Raw genomic sequence first — 17285 nt, 5'->3', positions numbered from 1 at the left:
TTCTAGTATTATGGCTTTACCTGTTGGATGATGTGTCTGCATTCAAGTTTGTTTGGTGCGACACAACATTTTGGAAATCGTTTTTTCCATTTAGACTGAAACAGGTAGTACTGCGGAGAACTCATTCATGGCAGCAGGACGATCCCCTCATAATTCGGGAGATCAGGCTTCAGCCTGGCTAGCGACGGTGTTTACACTCGTCGGGGGATTGTTAGCGTGCGCTTTTGTGGTTGTTACCAGTGGTGAGCCACCTGGAAAACCAATGATGATCGCCTTGGGTGTCATCACTGTGCTCTTACTAACGCTATGGCTGCTTCGTGAAAAACCACCTGAGACTCAACAGCAATCACTCCGTTTATGGTACTGGTGGAAAAAAGAAGACTCAGACCAGGTTGAGTATCAACCCCGACCTAGAAAACGTTCCAGCTTCGTTGATTATGGGAAGCAAAAGCCACCCACTCTGGATTCGATTCGCGAGATCGTTGATGAACAACGAACCTGGGTTCCTTCGGTCAGGAATCTCAAAGAGGCCCCCAAAGAGTCTAAAGATAAAGACTCCTCAGAATAAACCTCTCGTCAGTCTGTTATCGAAATCGAGAGAACGAACGACGACGTGCTTGTCGGGACCGATATTGATTTGAGTTGTTCTGGTACTGCTGGTATCGTGACTGATTATTATATTGAGCCGCTTTCTGTTGTTGCTGATTCAAAAACTGTTGTGAGTAACCAGGAATCGGAGTCGAAGGTTCCGGCTTTGCAAAGTTTCTTTGTTTTGCCAGCAAGTCAAGCTCTTCGGCGTATTGAGGACGGCTGCGTTCGCGATAAATGACGAGTGAGTCAATCGCATGATACATTCCACCCGGTTCCAGTGGCTGCTTTTTGTGATCGATCAGATCTCTGGCAATACGGGTCACGGCATTTCTAACCCATTGTTCATTCAATCTATTTTGTGGTAAGCCTTCCATAATGAATTCCAGAGTATGGCCGGTTGTTGAGACTCGCTTATTAACATCGTTTGAGTATTCAGGTCCGGCAAAGTAATTCGCAGAGAAGGATCCATCCCGGTTTTGCATTGAGCGAGCATATTCAATATATTGACGAACTCGCATATTCGCTTCGAGCCAGGTGCCTCTTAAGTGTTTTTGATCCTTCACATAATTATTCACGGCACTCGCTAATGCAAACAAACCATGTGTGCCTCCGCAAGCAGACTTGGTAGGCTCTGATTGCATTTGCACACGAACGAGAGTTTCCATACTCCATTGTTCGCCTCTGTCACTAACCCATTCGGTATTCCAGGGCAGGTAGCGAGAAAAGGCCCACAGAGTCCAGGTAATTTCTTCGTCCGTATTCACTTCTGCTTTGGCATTGCGAATCATGTCTGCAATGGTAATGGTTTTTTCACCAGCTTTAAATTTGTGATCCAGAGGAATACCCGCCATTCCGTAGAAAGCGAGGAACTGATTCGGGTGTCCTTCAAATGCATAAGGTTCAGTGAAAGGGTGACCTTTGCCACCTTTGGGAGTGGTAATAAACCAGGGACGACCACGAAAATTGGGTCCGGTGGAAATCCAGTCGATTGCTCTGACTTGTTTCTTGTTTTGATAGAGCGTGTATTCCCAGCGAAGCGCCAGAATTCCATGTGCGATTTGCCACGGAGTATGCACATTGGTTGAAAGCATGCGGCGATGAGAAACTTCAATTGCTTCATCGACAAGTCGGTCAAGTGGATCGACAATTTCAGGTACTTTTGGTGCCATAGGTTTTTTCATGGGAGCCGTTGGATTTTTAGCGATTCCCGGAAATGGTTTTGGCTCGGGTGTTCCCTTCATTTTTGTTTTTTGATCGGGTGCGATGTTTTTTGAATCTTCGACTATCAAATTTGGTTTACGGGCCTCTATGCCTAGATTTGGTTTGCGAGCGACCAGTGGTGCTTCCGCTTGCAGTTGTGTTTTTTTCTTTTGAAGAATACGAACAGGTTGACTACTTAAGTTTGGTTGAAGTAATTTCGGTCCAGGGTCTGCATGAACCTCACAAGCAGCTTGGATAGCGGTTGTGAATACAATGAGTGTTGAACATCTAATCCAAAGATGGTGGGTCAGCCTTGAATTCATTCCAGTATTCTTTCCAAATCAAGATGTATGCTGATTAGTTCAGGAAACGATTTTGAGGCTTAGTGTTTCCTTGTATAACGATCGAAATTTCTATCTGTCCGTAGGGAGAAAGAAGCTTCCAAACGCGAAACGAGGGCATAATCTCCATCTGCATCGCTTTGATATTGGGACCGTATAGATAGTCTCAATAATCACTTCTTTTTAGACTCTTTCGAATACGAGGAGATGGAGTTTTGGGAGAATTGATTCGTATCCGAAGAAGTTTGAGGGATTCTCATATTTGAGATATATAGATTATCGGTAGATGTAATTAGATCAGTTAACCGGGGTTTTTGAGAAAGCAGGATCTCGACGAATTTTTGGAATTGACAGATACTAATTACGTAAAATGGTGCATGTTTTTTTGATCCGAATATAATTATGATGCTGTGAATTAATATGGTTGTATTTTTGCGCCTGCTTTTTCGGATTTATTGTACTAAGGGAATTGTGCAAAATGATCAGATCTGTACTCTTTGCATAAAGTTGATACAGTAGAATTAAAAATATTTGATGCTGGAAATACCTCCTCTGTGTCGAAGGGAAGTCCCGAACAGTTCGGCTCACATAAAACCAGTCTCATAAAACAAGAGATACGATAGATCGACCTTTTACAATGCAACTGATGTTAGAATATTCCGCGAGTATCAACTGGTGGGTTTTGGAGGTTTTTACTGCGGTCTGGTGCTTCGTCTTGGGATCGGTCATTGGTAGTTTTTTAAACGTTGTGATTTATCGGATGCCGTTGGGTCTGAGTCTTTCCAAACCCAAGTCCCGTTGTCCAATGTGTGAAACACCGATTTCTACTCGAGATAACCTTCCTATTCTGGGTTGGCTATTACTCAAGGGAAGGTGCCGAAATTGTCAGGCACCAATTTCGATTCGCTATCCGATTGTGGAAGTCCTGGTTGGCGTTTTTTTTCTGCTACTTTATTGGTCGTTAGTATATTCGGGAGGTCGCTTTTTGCCTTATCGATTTCCCAACCGTGAGTGGGGCGCGTATCAAATCATCATGGGACGGACCTGGGATCTGATCGCCCTTTATGTTTATTACTGTTATTTGTTTGTCGTTGTACTTGCTGCTGCTTATATTCAGTTTGATCGCCAGACCATTCCGCGTCGACTGTTGCTGTGGTGTTTCTTATTTGGCATATTGATTGGCGCGTTCATTCCAGAATTGCATCCGGTTCCTGCTGTGATCTCGGTACAACCTGATTCCGTTTCTGTAGTTCTTAATGAGGTAGTTCTCACAAAGACAACATATCACAGTTCTTTGCACTGGGGCGTTGAAAAGCAGACGCTCATCACTCTAGGGTGTGGGCTCGTATATGGGATGATTATCGGTTTTTTGTTTACCTGGCCTTTTCTGTTGCAAAAAGAAAAATCAAAGTGCGTTTTTCAACCAAAGACGTTTTTTCTATTAATTTTGATCGGGCTCTACTTAGGTTGGCAGCAGGTGATAACGGTCGGCTTTCTGGCCGCTTTCTGTTTAGCCTGTTCTGAGTTATTCAGCAGGAACCAGCGTTCGGAATATTACAGGTTGCCTGCCTCCACTTTTCTTGTGGTTGCATTAGCAATGCAAATGTTATTGGGGAAATATCTCACAGTGCTTTCACATGATATGGAAACTTCGTTTTACCTCATTTTTATGGGAGCACAGATTACTGCGATTCCAATTCTGACTGGTTTTGCGCAACACATTTATCACAACCGAGAATTCCAAGAGACTTTACAGGATCCAATTCCATTCGATGAAACATCGACCATCACATCTTGAGTCAACATTACCGACTGAGGTGATCCAAGCACTTAAAGACGGTGCCTGCATTCAGTTGATTTTGAGTAAACCAGTCGAGAAAAATTCGTCTGCCTGGAAAAAGTTATCAGTACGTCCTGTCACCATTAAAGAGAAGCCTCATTTTCAAGTCGCTCTTTCCAGAGGGCAGCAGGAAGTACACGAGAATCTGCTTCTCGCTGAGATGATTCAGCGAGTTACAGAACTATGGTCAAATCAGTTTCGGGAAGGTTATCTCTATACGCAAGCAGCCGACTATCATTTTCAAAAATCTGCCAAGGGAACGATTCGTCTGAAAAAACAGGCGCCCACGAAAGCCGACCTCATACAAGCTGCAGCCCATGATCGGACCAAACATTATTTGATTCCTGAGGGAACTCCCTGTGATTTTCTAGAAGCGATTGGTGTGATGACACCCGCAGGGAAAGTGAAATCTGCTCAATACCGAAAGTTTCGACAAATCAACCGTTATCTCGAATTCGTCAATGATATTGTTCCAGCTCTTCCCGCAACGGGCAAATTGAATGTTCTGGATTTTGGTTGTGGTAAAAGTTATCTCACATTTGCAACACACTATCTATTGAGGGAAGTCTTGCAGCGTGATGTCAACATTCTCGGCTTGGACCTGAAGCAATCTGTGGTTGAAGATTGTCAGAATATCGCCGATCAATTGCACTGTCAGGGACTTTCGTTCCAAACGGGTGATATATCCCAGTTTGACGCTGGTGCCAGCAAATGCGACCTTTCCATTTCGCTTCATGCTTGTGACACAGCCACCGATGCTGCCCTTGCGAATGCGATCAGGTCAGAGGCTTCCGTGATTATGGCGGTTCCCTGTTGCCAGCATGAAATCTTCCAACAGATCGCTAACACACGCATCGACTCATTACTGCAACATGGAATCCTGAAAGAAAAAACAGCCGCGCTGGTTACAGATGCTTTACGGGCACAGGTGTTAGAAATTTGCGGATATCGGACTCAGGTGATAGAATTCATCGATACCGAACATACGCCTAAAAATATTCTGATCAAAGCAGTCAAACGTCACGCGGCATTAAGTCAGGTTGAGTTTTTGAAAGCGGTGGAGCAGTATCAGGCATTAAAGGCGCAATTTGGAATTCACTCATTTTACCTTGAACAAACTTTGGGAAAACCGTTTCAGGAATTGTGTACAACGTCAAGGAAAGACGGGACCGATTAAATGATCTCAGAGGAATCTGAAAACCATAGTCGAAGAGTGAGACGAATCAAACCGGGAGTTGTGCTGGTTGTTTTTATCATAACAGTCTCAGCGTTCCTGATTTACAAGATTCAAAATCGTTCACAACGCGCCGCGCAGTCCAGAAGTGAACAGTCGGGTGAGTTGAGACAACCACATCATTCATCAGCTCAAGCTCATGATGCAGAATGGCTTAAAGAGACTCCGATTCCTGTTTTGGATCCAGTAACGCCTCAACCTGATACAGAACTCGTGCTCACACAAACCGTGAATCGACGGCCACTTTTGCCCGATGTAAAAACAGTCGAGGAAGGCGAGCTCACATCCACGAGTTGGCAAAATCCATTTTATAAATTGTTCTGGAAAAATAAGGGCTGGCAGTTTAAGGAAGACGGAATGAGTTCCACTGCCAATCAATTTTCTGCTGCAACGTTTTTGCGTCCGTATAAAAGAATTAGTGTCAGTTTTCGTGTGGAAGTAGAAAACAAATTCCCCGCTTTCACTTTACAGCTGCTCACGAGAGATCCGACAGATCCCGACAAAGTTCTCGTAACCAGCGCGATTCATTTTCAAGCTGATGCTGTGGAAGCTTCTGCAGTCGTAAAGGATGCATTCCAAAAACTCAAATCCGCAAAGTTGATTTTGGACAAGTCAAAGCCAGAATCAGTGGATATCCGACTTGTTGGCACCGGCAATCGATTCGTGGTGAGTGTCGGGAAACAACGTGTCTTAACCTGCGCGCAACCAGCCCAACAGTCCGGAAAAGAATGCTTTTTGAGTTTTCTTGCGCACTCTGATCAGGTTCAGATTTCCGCCTTACGCATTGAGGGCGAATAACGCGAAGCTCACAAAAAAGAGCGGTTCGCATTTCTGGTATAATTGGTCTGTTTTCTGCTGCGTTTTCAACAAAAACTTGCAAACTGACCCACCTGTTGGTAACTTAATAATTAAGATACTTTTAAAAATCAGGACCTTCCGAGCTTCTTCAGCATACCTGCTTTCTAGTATCGTGATCGATAGGTAACACGCTATAGATTGATGATCGCACCAACTCGGCTGACTTTTGATTCAGGTTGACCAATGTGGAATAGTTCAAGACACCTCATGACCGTTGTATTTGCCATGCTGGCGATTGTGCAGACTGGTATCGCCGCTGAAAAAGAGAAGGACATCAATTTTGAAAAACAGATTCGTCCTTTGCTGAAACAGCATTGTTATGATTGTCATTCACAGGGTGGCGAAGAATCCGGCCTGCGTCTGGACTACGGGGCTAATATTCTTAAGGGAGGCGATCGTGGACCAGCGGTGATTCCCGGAAAGAGTATAGAAAGCCCTCTCTTTTTGAGCCTTTCGGGTCAGGGAAACATTCCGCAAATGCCGCATGACTTGCCAGCCTTGAAGCAAGCGGAAATAGCGCTGATTCAAAAATGGATCGATCAGGGAGCGAAAATTCCAGAAGCAGAGCAGACTTTAAAAGTCACTCAGAAAACTTCAGATCATTGGGCATTTCATCCAATCAAGCAACCGAAGCTGCCGGTCGTCAAGCAACAAAAGTGGGTCAGAAACTCGATTGATAGATTTATTCTAAGCCGCCTTGAACAGAAACAATTAAAACCTTCTCAAGAAGCGGAACGCAGCACGTTAATTCGTCGTTTGAGTCTGGATCTGACAGGTCTGCCTCCCTCTCTTAAAGAAGTGCAAACATTTCTAGCTGATAAACGGCCAGATGCTTACGAGCGACTAGTGGATCGGCTTCTGGCTTCTCCTCATTATGGAGAACGTTGGGCACGGCATTGGTTAGATGTTGCGCGATACGCCGATTCGAACGGTTTTACCATTGATGGTCCGCGTTCCATTTGGAAGTACCGTGATTGGGTTATCAAGTCCGTCAATGAGAATATGCCCTTTGATCAATTCGTGACTGAGCAACTAGCCGGCGATTTATTACCAAACCCCACTACCGATCAGTTAATCGCCACTGGTTTTCACCGAAATACATTGATTAATCAGGAAGGGGGGACCAATCCCGAACAGTTTCGTGTGGAAGCGGTCGTGGATCGTGTGAATACGACGGGAGCGGCATTCCTCGGTTTAACGGTAGGGTGCGCACAATGTCATAAGCATAAATATGATCCGATTACACAGCGAGACTTCTACCAGCTCTATGCGATCTTCAACAGTACCGCAGACATCAACAGTGCCTCACCAACGTTGCCACTACCCACGGCGAAACAAAAAGTGAAGCAGCAGGATCTTAAAAAAGAAGTTGCTGATTTTACGAAACAGTTGGCAGGGCGTAAAAAATCATTGAAATCGGAGTTCCAGCAATGGAAGCAGGAAATCCAGCAAAGTTTGCAATCTAAAAATCAACATTGGTCGAATCTCAAAACACGCACTACAACATCGCAGAATGGAGCAACGATTACCGTGTTGGAAGATCGTTCGTTATTGGTGGGAGGCAAGATTCCTAAGAATGATACCTATGTCATCGAAACAGCTGCCATTCCATCGGGCACGACAGGCCTGCGGCTGGAAGTCCTCACACATGACAGCCTTCCCAAAATGGGGCCTGGCTGGGCTGCAAATGGTAATTTTGTGTTAGATGAAGTAACAGTCGATGTCACTCGCCAGACAAAGTCTGGTTGGTCAAAGTTTGAATCCGTTGGTTTGTCTCACGCATCCGCGGATCACTCTCAGGAGAAATTTCCTGCCAGTTATCTGGTTGACGGCGATCTCAAAACGGGCTGGGCCATTAACGTCAAAAAAGGCAATATGAATGTGAATCGTCATGCCATTATCAGATTGAAAGAGCCATTAACTTCTTCAGGGCCAATGAGATTACGGGTGATGTTAAAACAGACCCGTGATTCGAAATATAATGTTGGTCGTTTCCGTCTTTCAACGACGACGGTGCATCCGCGCGTTTTGAATATTGACACTGCTGTGGCGGCGATTTTGAAGCAGCCGGAAGAAAAATGGAATGCAAAACAGAAGACGACTTTAGAACAAGCATTTTATCAGTCGGATGCCCAATGGTCTGATCTGAATCAACAACTGACAAAGCTAAAATCAGAACAGACGAAGTTGAATAAGAGTATCGTGACAACGATGGTGATGAAGGAGTTACCCAAACCACGCGAAACGTTTATTCTCTTGCGAGGAAATTTCCTGTCGCCGGGAGCACGAGTGACACCTGGCGTTCCTGCAGTATTACCGCCGATGCCTCCGGCTGTAAAATCACCAACGCGCCTTGACTTTGCAAAATGGCTCACCAGTAAGCAGCAACCGCTGACGGCCCGTGTCACTGTGAATCGTTATTGGCAACGTTTCTTTGGTAAGGGACTTGTGGAAACGGAAAATGATTTTGGGACTCAAGGTACAATGCCTTCGCATCCACAGCTTCTCGATTGGTTGGCACATGAATTTATGCGGGCCGATTGGAATGTAAAAGGCTTACATCGGTTGATTGTCACATCAGCCGCCTATCGTCAGACCTCAGACTTTAATCAAGAATATCAAAAACGAGATCCTCGTAATCTCTTACTATCCAGACAGAATCGATTTCGGCTGGAAGCAGAATCAATTCGAGACCTTTTTCTGGCCAGTAGTGGTTTATTAACCAGGAAAATTGGAGGTCCTAGTGTTTATCCACCGCAACCAGAGGGAATCTATGTTTTAACTCAAAACAAAAAGAGTTGGCCAGAGGAGAAAGGTGAGAATCGATATCGTCGTGGCATGTATACCTATTTTTGGCGATCAAGTCCGTATCCCATGTTGCCAACGTTCGATGCACCTAATAGCAATACGACATGCACACGTCGGGTCCGTTCAAATACTCCTTTGCAGGCCCTCACGTTAGCCAATGATCAATCACTGTTTGAACTGATTCAAGGATTCGCTGTTCGCATACTGCAGGAAGGTCCTGGTTATGATGAAGGCCGACTTCGTCAGGCGTTCCAAATTTGTTTAGCGAGAACACCTACAGATCACGAACTGGAAGTTCTGGTACGATATCTCTCAGAACAGAGAACGTATTTTGAGAAATCAAAACAGGAAGCCGCAGAGGTTGCTGCAAAGAAGTTACCGAAAAAAGTCACTGTCGCAGAACTCGCCAGTTGGACGGCTGTGGCGCGCGTCTTAATGAATTTGGATGAATATATCACCCGCGAATAATCAATTCCTCAGAGTGAATGTGGTCAAGAAAACAGAGATCAGCATTCAAGGAGAATCGGATGAGTTTTAATAACTGGGCATTACGCGACCAGACACGTCGTCACTTTTTTGAAAATTGTGCTGTCGGCGCTGGTGCCATCGGGTTGGCAACTTTAATGCAGTCTGAGCAAAGAGCAGTGGCGAACTCTCCCGCACTGGAAAAAACGCATCACCCAGCCAAAGCCAAGAATGTCATTTATCTCTTTATGGCAGGGGGACCGAGCCAGTTAGAGATGTTCGACTTTAAGCCGAAACTGCAAGAGCTGGAAGGCAATGTCATTCCGGAATCTTATGTCGAAGGCAAGCAGTTTGCGTTTCTCAAAAAAGATGCCAAGTTGTTAGGCACCCGGCGTAAATTTAAAAAATATGGCGAATGTGGCGCCCAGATTTCGGATGTTCTGCCTCACCTTGCTACGGTCGTTGATGACATCACGATCTTAAAGAGTATGAAGACTGATGTTTTTAATCATGGACCAGCCAAACTATTTATGAATACGGGAACTCAGCAGTTTGGGCGACCCAGTATGGGCGCTTGGATCACATATGGAATTGGTAGTGAATCGCAAAACTTGCCCGGCTTTGTGGTGCTGCAGTCAGGACCGCGCGGTCCCCGTGGAGGAGCCCCTTTGTGGGGAAGTGGCTTTTTGCCAACAACGTACCAGGGAGTTCCCTTCCTGAACGGTGCTGATCCCATTTTGAACCTGTCGAGTCCCAAAGGGATTAATTCCGAACGGCAGTCGGACTTCATCAACACGGTAAATCAACTCAACGAGCTACGTTTAGAGAAAACGAGAGACCCTGAAATTTCTACGCGGATTTCCGCCTATGAAATGGCCTACCGAATGCAATCCAGTGCACCAGAATTGATGGATCTTTCTGGTGAGACCAAAGAGACCCTCGATCTCTATGGCGTGGATCCTGCAAAGCCTTCTTTTGCTCGCAATTGTCTCTTAGCGCGACGATTAATCGAAAAAGGTTCTCGCTTTGTACAACTTTATCATACGGACTGGGATCATCATGGGAATAAAGGGACTGATTTGGAAGAATCGCTGGGAGCACGCTGTCTGGAGACAGATCAGGCATCTGCCGCTCTTGTGAAAGATCTTAAGCAGCGTGGACTCCTGGAAGATACGCTGGTTATCTGGGGAGGCGAATTTGGGCGTACACCACAGGGAGAGCCTCGTGATCTGATTGGACGTGACCATCACATCGATGCATTCTCAATGTGGGTTGCCGGGGGAGGTTCCAAGCCTGGTGTCACAATAGGTGAAACTGATGAATTGGGATATTATTCTGTCAAAGACACGATTCATGTCCGAGACTTTCATGCGACCGTATTACACCTGTTAGGCATCGATCACCATGAGCTTTCCTATTTTTACCAGGGGCTGGATTTTCGCTTAACGGGCGTCGAAGAAGCTCATCTTGTAAAGAAAATGCTGGCTTGAATGGGAGGTGTCGGCTGCTACTGGAGAAAACTTGAATGAAATATTAAGAAATCCTCTGGACAGAATTTAAAGATTTCATTATCACTCGCCTCACTCTCTCTCACATCTCAGAATCCCAATAGTTCACTTCACTACCTTTCTGTAATTCCTACTCACTTCCTTCACTACATAGAACACGGAGGCATGGATGCCACCGGAGTCCAAAACCGGTCTAGCCGGGATGTTGATGCGCAATACCGGACTGATCTTCCCACTAATTATAGTGAGTTCAGTTCTGGTAATCATTGCGCCATTGCCTCCCTTCGTGATGGACTTTTTGCTGTCGTGCAATATTACCGTTTCAGTCGTGATTTTGCTGACGACGATCTACGTCAAACGCCCTCTTGAATTTAGCGTCTTTCCTGCAATTCTGCTGGGTACAACATTAGCGCGGCTGGTTCTGAATGTTGCCAGTACACGGCTTATTTTACTGAATGGTGCCAGCGATGGAACTGCTGCCGCAGGGGGCGTGATTGAAGCCTTCGGTCAATTTGTAGCTGGTGGCCACTTGGTTGTGGGTTTAATTCTCTTTGTGATTTTGGTGACCATTCAGTTTATGGTCATTACCAAAGGGGCGACTCGTATCAGTGAAGTTGCCGCTCGTTTTGCTCTGGATAGTATGCCAGGTAAGCAGATGGCAATCGACGCCGATCTCAACGCGGGACTGATCAGTTCTGAAGAAGCCAAAGCCCGTCGTATGGAGGTCACCGAACAAGCGGACTTCTATGGAGCGATGGATGGTGCCAGTAAGTTCGTCCGTGGCGACTCGATTGCCAGTATCATCATAATTCTCATCAATGTGGTCGGTGGTTTGTATGTGGGCATGGTCGATCACGGCATGGAAATGGGGAAGGCGGCGTTAGTTTTTACCACACTGACAATTGGCGATGGTCTGGTGACTCAGGTTCCCGGCTTTTTGATCTCATTGGCCGCTGGTTTGATCGTGACACGTACTTCAGTTGACAGTGACCTGCCTCGTGATGTTGTGAAACAATTTTCAGGGCACCCAGAAGCGATGTTCCTGGCATCCACATTCTTGTTTGCTCTAGCGTTTACAGGTTTGCCAGCAGGACCAATGATTGCATTGGCTACGGGATGTACGGTTACCGGCATGATGCGAAAAAAAGGACAAGAAATCGCCGAAGTGCAAAAACAAACCGAAGCAGAAAAACAACAAACTCAAAACCGTCCGGAGCCCAAGCCAGAAGATCATCTGTTTGTCGATCCCCTCGAATTGGAATTGGGTGTTGGTTTACTGCGATTGGCTGATCCGGCAACAGGTGGCGATTTACTGGATCGGGTGACTCGTATCAGACACAAAATTGCTCAGGAACTCGGCCTCATTCTGCCCAAGGTTCGCATTCGGGATAATATTCGACTGGGACAACGCGATTATCAGATTAAGATTCGCGATGTTGCCGTTGCCTGGGGTTCTCTCCATCCCGATGGATTACTGGCTATAGATACTGGTGCCGTTAGCGGCGAAATTCCCGGAATCGATACGGTAGAACCCGCGTTTGGACGACCGGCAAAATGGATCGAGTTCGGACAAAAAGAACGCGCGGAACTCATGGGATATAATGTAGTCGAACCTTCGGCTGTTGTTATTACTCATCTCACTGAAGTCGTTCGTGAACACAGCAGCGAATTGTTAACGAGAGAGCAGGTACATGCCCTCGTTGAGAATTTGAAAGAGAACTCTCCGAAAGTCGTCGAAGAACTCATTCCAGATGTTTTGAAAATTTCACAAGTACAGCACGTGCTTTCGAACTTGTTACGTGAACGCGTTCCCATTCGTGATCTGGAAACGATTTTGCAATCATTAGGTGACTATGCAGATCGAACGAAGGAACCAATGATTCTGACCGAGTATGTTCGAAACGGCCTGGCACGTACGATTTGCCAGCAGTACCGAGACAATAAGCGGTTAATGCGAGTCGTGACTCTCGATCCCGAATTGGAAGATGTCCTCATGTCAGGCATCGACTACAACGAGCATGGTTTAGTCATCAAGCTGGCGCCACAGACAGGCGAAATGATTACACAGGCGATTGCCGATCACATCGAATCTCTGGTTGAAGCAGGCGGACATCCGATTGTTTTATGTAACCCACAAATCAGAGCCGGTTTGAAACAGATCACAGCACCCTTATTACCACGTCTGGTAGTCTTAAGTCTAAATGAAGTAACCCGCGATACCGATGTTGAGGCTATCGGACAAGTTTCCGCGAGCCATCTCAAAACAGAAGCAGCCGTGGGAGCAGCCTGAACAAAGAAATAACACAAACAATAACAAACGTAATTTAAAACTGAGACTTTGAGTCTAATAATCATAAAACGAGATACGTACTGATAAGTTAAGTAGAGGAAACGTGAATTATGTCAGATGTTCGCACTTTTAAAGCGGAATCAATGCAGGACGCTTTGAACCTTGTTCGCCAAGAGATGGGCAGTGATGCTGTCATTTTGCAAACCAAACAGATTCCGGGGCGAAAAAGTCTACTGCCCTGGTCGAAATCTAAGGAAGAGTATGAAATCACAGCTGGGCTGGGTATTAATGTGCGGACACCTTCTGCAGTTCAGAAAAAGACGCGCTCTGCTGGAGTACGACACCGGGCATCTAATCTGAAACCGGTACAAAGTCATTCTGAATCGGCTGCGTTACCAGAAACCTCTTATCAGAATGCACCCTCTGTCCACCAGAATGAAACGCCAAATACTCGACATGAGCGTAATAGTTTTGCACCACGCAGGCAGTTTGATCAGCGGGCTCATCAGAATCCAGCGACTCACAACAAGTTTGAACAGATTCAACAAAGAAGAACAGAATATGAACCCTACGACCCCACAAAACAATTTGAAGAAAAGCTGAATGCAATTCAAGAGATGCTGGAATCATTAGATCGACGTACCCGCTCTCAGCCTCAGCTTTCAACAGACGTGCCTGCCGAGCTATTCCAGATTTATACAGACTTGATTGATTCAGAGGTTGATGAGAATATTGCCCATCAATTGATTTCAAGGCTCAAAGAGAATTCGACTCTTGAACAATTAAAGGATGTGTCTGCCAGTAAATCGCTTTTGGCAGCCATGATTGAAGCACAGTTAGTATGTGCACCACCGATTCGACCTGTTTCCGGTCAACGAAAAGTCGTGGCCTTAGTAGGACCAACGGGAGTCGGCAAAACAACGACGATTGCCAAACTGGCTGCTAATTTTCGGTTACGTGACAATATCAAGATGGGGCTCGTGACTGTAGATACCTATCGGATCGCTGCCGTCGAACAGTTACGTACTTACGCTGAGATTATTGATCTTCCGATGAAAGTGGTCAGCAATCCTCAAGAGATGCAGCAAGCTTTAGATGAAATGGTTGGCTTGGATCTGGTTCTCGTAGATACAGCGGGGAGAAGTCCCAGTGATGATCTCAAAATTCAAGAATTGGAACAACTATTTCGTGAAGTTCCCATCGATGAAGTATCACTGGTGATGAGTATGACATCCAGCTCCAGAAGCCTGGAAGCCATTGCTAAACGATTTCAAGTTGCGAATCCCTCATCGATGATTCTAACCAAGCTGGATGAAGCCCCTGTGATGGGCAGTCTACTTACATTAAGTCAGAATACAAAACTTCCGATCCGATATCTGACCACAGGCCAGGATGTTCCCGATGATATAGAACCCGCGAATGCTGCCCGAATGGCGCGTTTAGTTTTGGGAGAAGATCGCTTGTTATGAGCTAGAAATTTTCGAATTCGGTTTTTAAAAGTTAGAAGACAAATCATTTTTAACATGGATTTAAGATAGAAGGTGAGTCAGATGACTCCAGCCATCAACGAGTTCAATTTGAATCAGGCAGAAAAAAGTTCTGCTGTCCTGTCAGCTACAGGGCAGCGACGGTCTCTCACGTCGCGAGGAGATCAGGCGAAGGTTCTACGCGGTTTAATGGAAAAACGACAACCGGGAATCGTTGAGAATGTAAAAACCAGTGACTGTCGTACGATTGCGGTTTGCAGCGGTAAAGGAGGCGTTGGCAAATCGATTACTTCCTTGAATCTAGCATTAGCATTGGCGCAGTCTGGAGCATCAGTTTGTCTGATGGACGTGAATTTGGCATTGGGTAATATTGATTTACTGTGTCGTTTAAACGGTTATTGGAATCTGTCTCATGTTGTGAGCGGAGCGCGTTCTCTCAAAGAAATTCAATTACAAGGCCCGTTAGGAATCAGTGTGGTGACAGGCGCCAGTGGACTGACAGATCTGGCGGATTGTTCGAAAGCAGTTCGCAAAGATGTTCTAGAACAAATGCAGGAACTCGAGGCCACTCACGATTATTTAATTCTAGATAATGGAACGGGTATTCATCGAAGTATCAGAGAGTTTGTCATTTCTGCCGATGACGTGTTGATTGTAACAACTCCTGAGCCAACGGCGATTGCCGATGCTTATGCGACGATCAAATCATTATCCACAATTGAGTCACTGGAAATACAAGCCCTCATAAATCAATACACTTCTGCTGACCAGGCTGAAAACGTATTTCTGCAATTAAAGAAAACGACCGAACTATTTTTACATGCTGGTTTATCTCAGGCAGGTCAGATTCCCCATGACATGAATGTTGTCCAGTCCGTCTACGATCGGGACCCGTTTGTGTTAAGCCATCCAGGTTGTCCTGCTGCAGAAGCGATCATTCGACTGTCCCAACATTTAATCGATCAGAACAAAACAAAAGAACATAAAAGCAAACAAGAGTCTTACTTTCCGCGGCTTTGGAGGCGCTTGCTTGGTGAAGCCGCATAATTCTCAGGAAACAAAGGCAGAATAGACAGAAAACAGTATCTCTCATCTCTCATGTTTTCTTTTGTTCTCCATTCCTGAGTCACATCACTTACTAATACCTTAACAATTCATTTTCGATCTGCCATTAGACGTCTCGTCTGATGAGCGGTGATTCAACTACTGGTAGATCCTAAAGTTAGGGCTCTACCACACGGTTCGATTTACGTAGAGAGCAAAATGAAATGTTAGTTTTTAACGATTAATTAAATTGTAGGAGAAAGGTTAAATATTCTGAAGTAGGGAGCCGATATCAAAAGATAGAGGAGCGAAGGTCTCTTCAGAGTGAAGTGAAACTTCGATTGGAAAGCTTTTTCAAACACTATCTGGGATGATTCTGTGGCCCTGCATTATGCATTTCGATTATCGTTAATCGCTTTTGCGACTGAATCAGTCAGAGGGATTTTCTCTCATGCTGATTTTATTAGTGCGATTCAATCCGCATTTTTGGCTGCAGTCATATTTTTTTGTCTTGGTCTGATGTTAGGAGAAGTCGCCACTCGTTTGGTTGAAGAATCATCACGAGCGAGTTTTGAAAAATGGAAAAACAATCTTGATTAAATATCAAAATTTTTATCAATCATGCTTTTCATTTGAATAGTTTGAATAGACTGTAAGTTGATCACGGAGGAGTAAATGGCCATCAAAGCCAGTGAAGAAATCGCAGAAATCTGGAAGGTATTCAAGCAGGATCAATCCAACCAGGAGTTGCGTAATAGGCTAATCGAGCAATATGTTCCCTTAGTTCGTTATAATGCAGAACGAGTTTGGGCCAAGCTACCTGAAGGGGTAGATTTGAACGACTTGATTTCGGCTGGTGTGTTTGGGCTGATGGATGCGATTAATGCATTCGATCTGGAGCGAGGAGTCAAGTTTGAAACTTACTGCGTGCCTCGTATCCGTGGTGCAATGTTAGACGAATTACGTACGATGGACTGGGTGCCTCGTCTGGTTCGGAGTAAAGCCAGTAAGCTGGAAGCGGCTCGAAAAGCGGCTGAAGCCGAATATGGTCGTCCCCCGGCAGATGAAGAAATTGCAGGGAAAATGCAATTGTCACGCAAAGAGTTTGACAAACTCAAAAATGAAGCGAATGCCGTCGGTCTGGTGAGCTTGAATAAAAAATGGTATGAAACTGACAGCTATAAAGATGTGCGTGAAGTGGATATTCTCCAGGATGCGAAGGGAGAAGATCCTACCAAAAGTATCCAGAAACGAGATTTGATGCGTTTGGTCACCAAAGGGTTGAACCGAAACGAACGTTTGATAATCATCCTTTATTACTATGAAGAATTGACGATGAAAGAGATTGGCAGTACTTTAGGTCTCTCTGAATCTCGCGTCAGTCAAATGCATTCAAGTATCGTCAACCGTTTAAAAGAACAATTGGGGCGAAGACGTCCTGAATTTGCTTAATACAGCTTGTCATAATAAAGATTCACATCAGGCCTCCATACCAATGGAGGCCTTTTTTTACGTGCACTGTTCTCTCAGGCGAGTTCAATTTCAAAAAACCTGACAGTTATCGACTCTGATACTCGAAATTGGAACCGGATTAGATTTAGAATAAACGGCGTCAGAGG

At 45.2% G+C, this 17285-nt stretch carries 11 protein-coding genes; 10 read left to right on the top strand and 1 reads right to left on the bottom strand.

The window, feature by feature from the left end:
- Positions 1-127 precede the first annotated feature (127 nt).
- Positions 128-568 carry a hypothetical protein gene (locus tag V202x_RS07160; RefSeq protein ID WP_145172529.1) on the top strand — a complete coding sequence of 147 codons (441 nt, stop codon included), beginning with the start codon at positions 128-130 and terminating at the stop codon, positions 566-568.
- 16 nt (positions 569-584) lie between these two features.
- On the opposite strand, the gene V202x_RS07155 is transcribed toward V202x_RS07160, so the two are convergent.
- A complete protein-coding gene (locus V202x_RS07155; RefSeq protein ID WP_145172527.1) occupies positions 585-2114 on the bottom strand; it encodes a hypothetical protein in 1530 nt (509 codons plus the stop codon).
- A 664-nt stretch (positions 2115-2778) separates the two neighbouring features.
- Between V202x_RS07155 and V202x_RS28050 the strand changes: the two genes are divergently transcribed.
- The 9 genes from V202x_RS28050 (at position 2779) to V202x_RS07110 (ending at position 17118) form a co-directional block, all read left to right on the top strand.
- Complete coding sequence (locus V202x_RS28050; protein ID WP_145172525.1) at positions 2779-3930, top strand: prepilin peptidase; 1152 nt, start codon at positions 2779-2781, stop codon at positions 3928-3930.
- Positions 3905-5149: a class I SAM-dependent methyltransferase gene (locus V202x_RS07145; protein WP_145172523.1), complete on the top strand. Its 1245-nt coding sequence runs from the start codon at positions 3905-3907 to the stop codon at positions 5147-5149. Before V202x_RS28050 ends, V202x_RS07145 begins: the two co-directional genes overlap by 26 nt.
- Positions 5150-6004 (top strand): hypothetical protein, encoded by an 855-nt coding sequence (locus V202x_RS07140; protein WP_145172521.1) that lies wholly within the window; start codon positions 5150-5152, stop codon positions 6002-6004. It abuts the gene before it with no gap.
- Positions 6005-6271: 267 nt separating this feature from the next.
- On the top strand, positions 6272-9340 hold the full coding sequence (locus tag V202x_RS07135) for a PSD1 and planctomycete cytochrome C domain-containing protein (protein ID WP_197993267.1): 3069 nt from the start codon (positions 6272-6274) through the stop codon (positions 9338-9340).
- A gap of 59 nt (positions 9341-9399) precedes the next feature.
- Positions 9400-10827 carry a DUF1501 domain-containing protein gene (locus V202x_RS07130; protein ID WP_145172517.1) on the top strand — a complete coding sequence of 476 codons (1428 nt, stop codon included), beginning with the start codon at positions 9400-9402 and terminating at the stop codon, positions 10825-10827.
- A 187-nt stretch (positions 10828-11014) separates the two neighbouring features.
- Positions 11015-13135, top strand: coding sequence for a flagellar biosynthesis protein FlhA (flhA, locus tag V202x_RS07125; RefSeq protein ID WP_232098896.1), 2121 nt, complete (start codon positions 11015-11017; stop codon positions 13133-13135).
- Between the two features lie 110 nt (positions 13136-13245).
- Positions 13246-14604, top strand: coding sequence for a flagellar biosynthesis protein FlhF (gene flhF, locus V202x_RS07120; RefSeq protein WP_145172515.1), 1359 nt, complete (start codon positions 13246-13248; stop codon positions 14602-14604).
- An 81-nt stretch (positions 14605-14685) separates the two neighbouring features.
- Entirely contained in the window at positions 14686-15669 is a 984-nt protein-coding gene (locus V202x_RS07115; RefSeq protein ID WP_145172513.1) for a P-loop NTPase, read from the top strand.
- Positions 15670-16341: 672 nt separating this feature from the next.
- Positions 16342-17118, top strand: coding sequence for a FliA/WhiG family RNA polymerase sigma factor (locus V202x_RS07110; RefSeq protein WP_145172511.1), 777 nt, complete (start codon positions 16342-16344; stop codon positions 17116-17118).
- Positions 17119-17285: the final 167 nt, after the last annotated feature.

This window comes from Gimesia aquarii (assembly GCF_007748175.1).
Lineage (GTDB): Bacteria > Planctomycetota > Planctomycetia > Planctomycetales > Planctomycetaceae > Gimesia > Gimesia aquarii_A.
The sequence above is the reverse complement of the archived record's forward strand: the minus strand, read 5'-3'. Positions and strand labels throughout refer to the sequence as shown.

What these genes read in the sequence shown, in the direction of transcription:
- V202x_RS07160 (WP_145172529.1), top strand. Translation starts at nt 128, where the DNA reads ATGGCAGCAGGACGATCCCCTCATAATTCGGGAGATCAGGCTTCAGCC.
- V202x_RS07155 (WP_145172527.1), bottom strand. Translation starts at nt 2,114, where the DNA reads ATGAATTCAAGGCTGACCCACCATCTTTGGATTAGATGTTCAACACTC.
- V202x_RS28050 (WP_145172525.1), top strand. Translation starts at nt 2,779, where the DNA reads ATGTTAGAATATTCCGCGAGTATCAACTGGTGGGTTTTGGAGGTTTTT.
- V202x_RS07145 (WP_145172523.1), top strand. Translation starts at nt 3,905, where the DNA reads ATGAAACATCGACCATCACATCTTGAGTCAACATTACCGACTGAGGTG.
- V202x_RS07140 (WP_145172521.1), top strand. Translation starts at nt 5,150, where the DNA reads ATGATCTCAGAGGAATCTGAAAACCATAGTCGAAGAGTGAGACGAATC.
- V202x_RS07135 (WP_197993267.1), top strand. Translation starts at nt 6,272, where the DNA reads ATGACCGTTGTATTTGCCATGCTGGCGATTGTGCAGACTGGTATCGCC.
- V202x_RS07130 (WP_145172517.1), top strand. Translation starts at nt 9,400, where the DNA reads ATGAGTTTTAATAACTGGGCATTACGCGACCAGACACGTCGTCACTTT.
- flhA (WP_232098896.1), top strand. Translation starts at nt 11,015, where the DNA reads ATGCCACCGGAGTCCAAAACCGGTCTAGCCGGGATGTTGATGCGCAAT.
- flhF (WP_145172515.1), top strand. Translation starts at nt 13,246, where the DNA reads ATGTCAGATGTTCGCACTTTTAAAGCGGAATCAATGCAGGACGCTTTG.
- V202x_RS07115 (WP_145172513.1), top strand. Translation starts at nt 14,686, where the DNA reads ATGACTCCAGCCATCAACGAGTTCAATTTGAATCAGGCAGAAAAAAGT.
- V202x_RS07110 (WP_145172511.1), top strand. Translation starts at nt 16,342, where the DNA reads ATGGCCATCAAAGCCAGTGAAGAAATCGCAGAAATCTGGAAGGTATTC.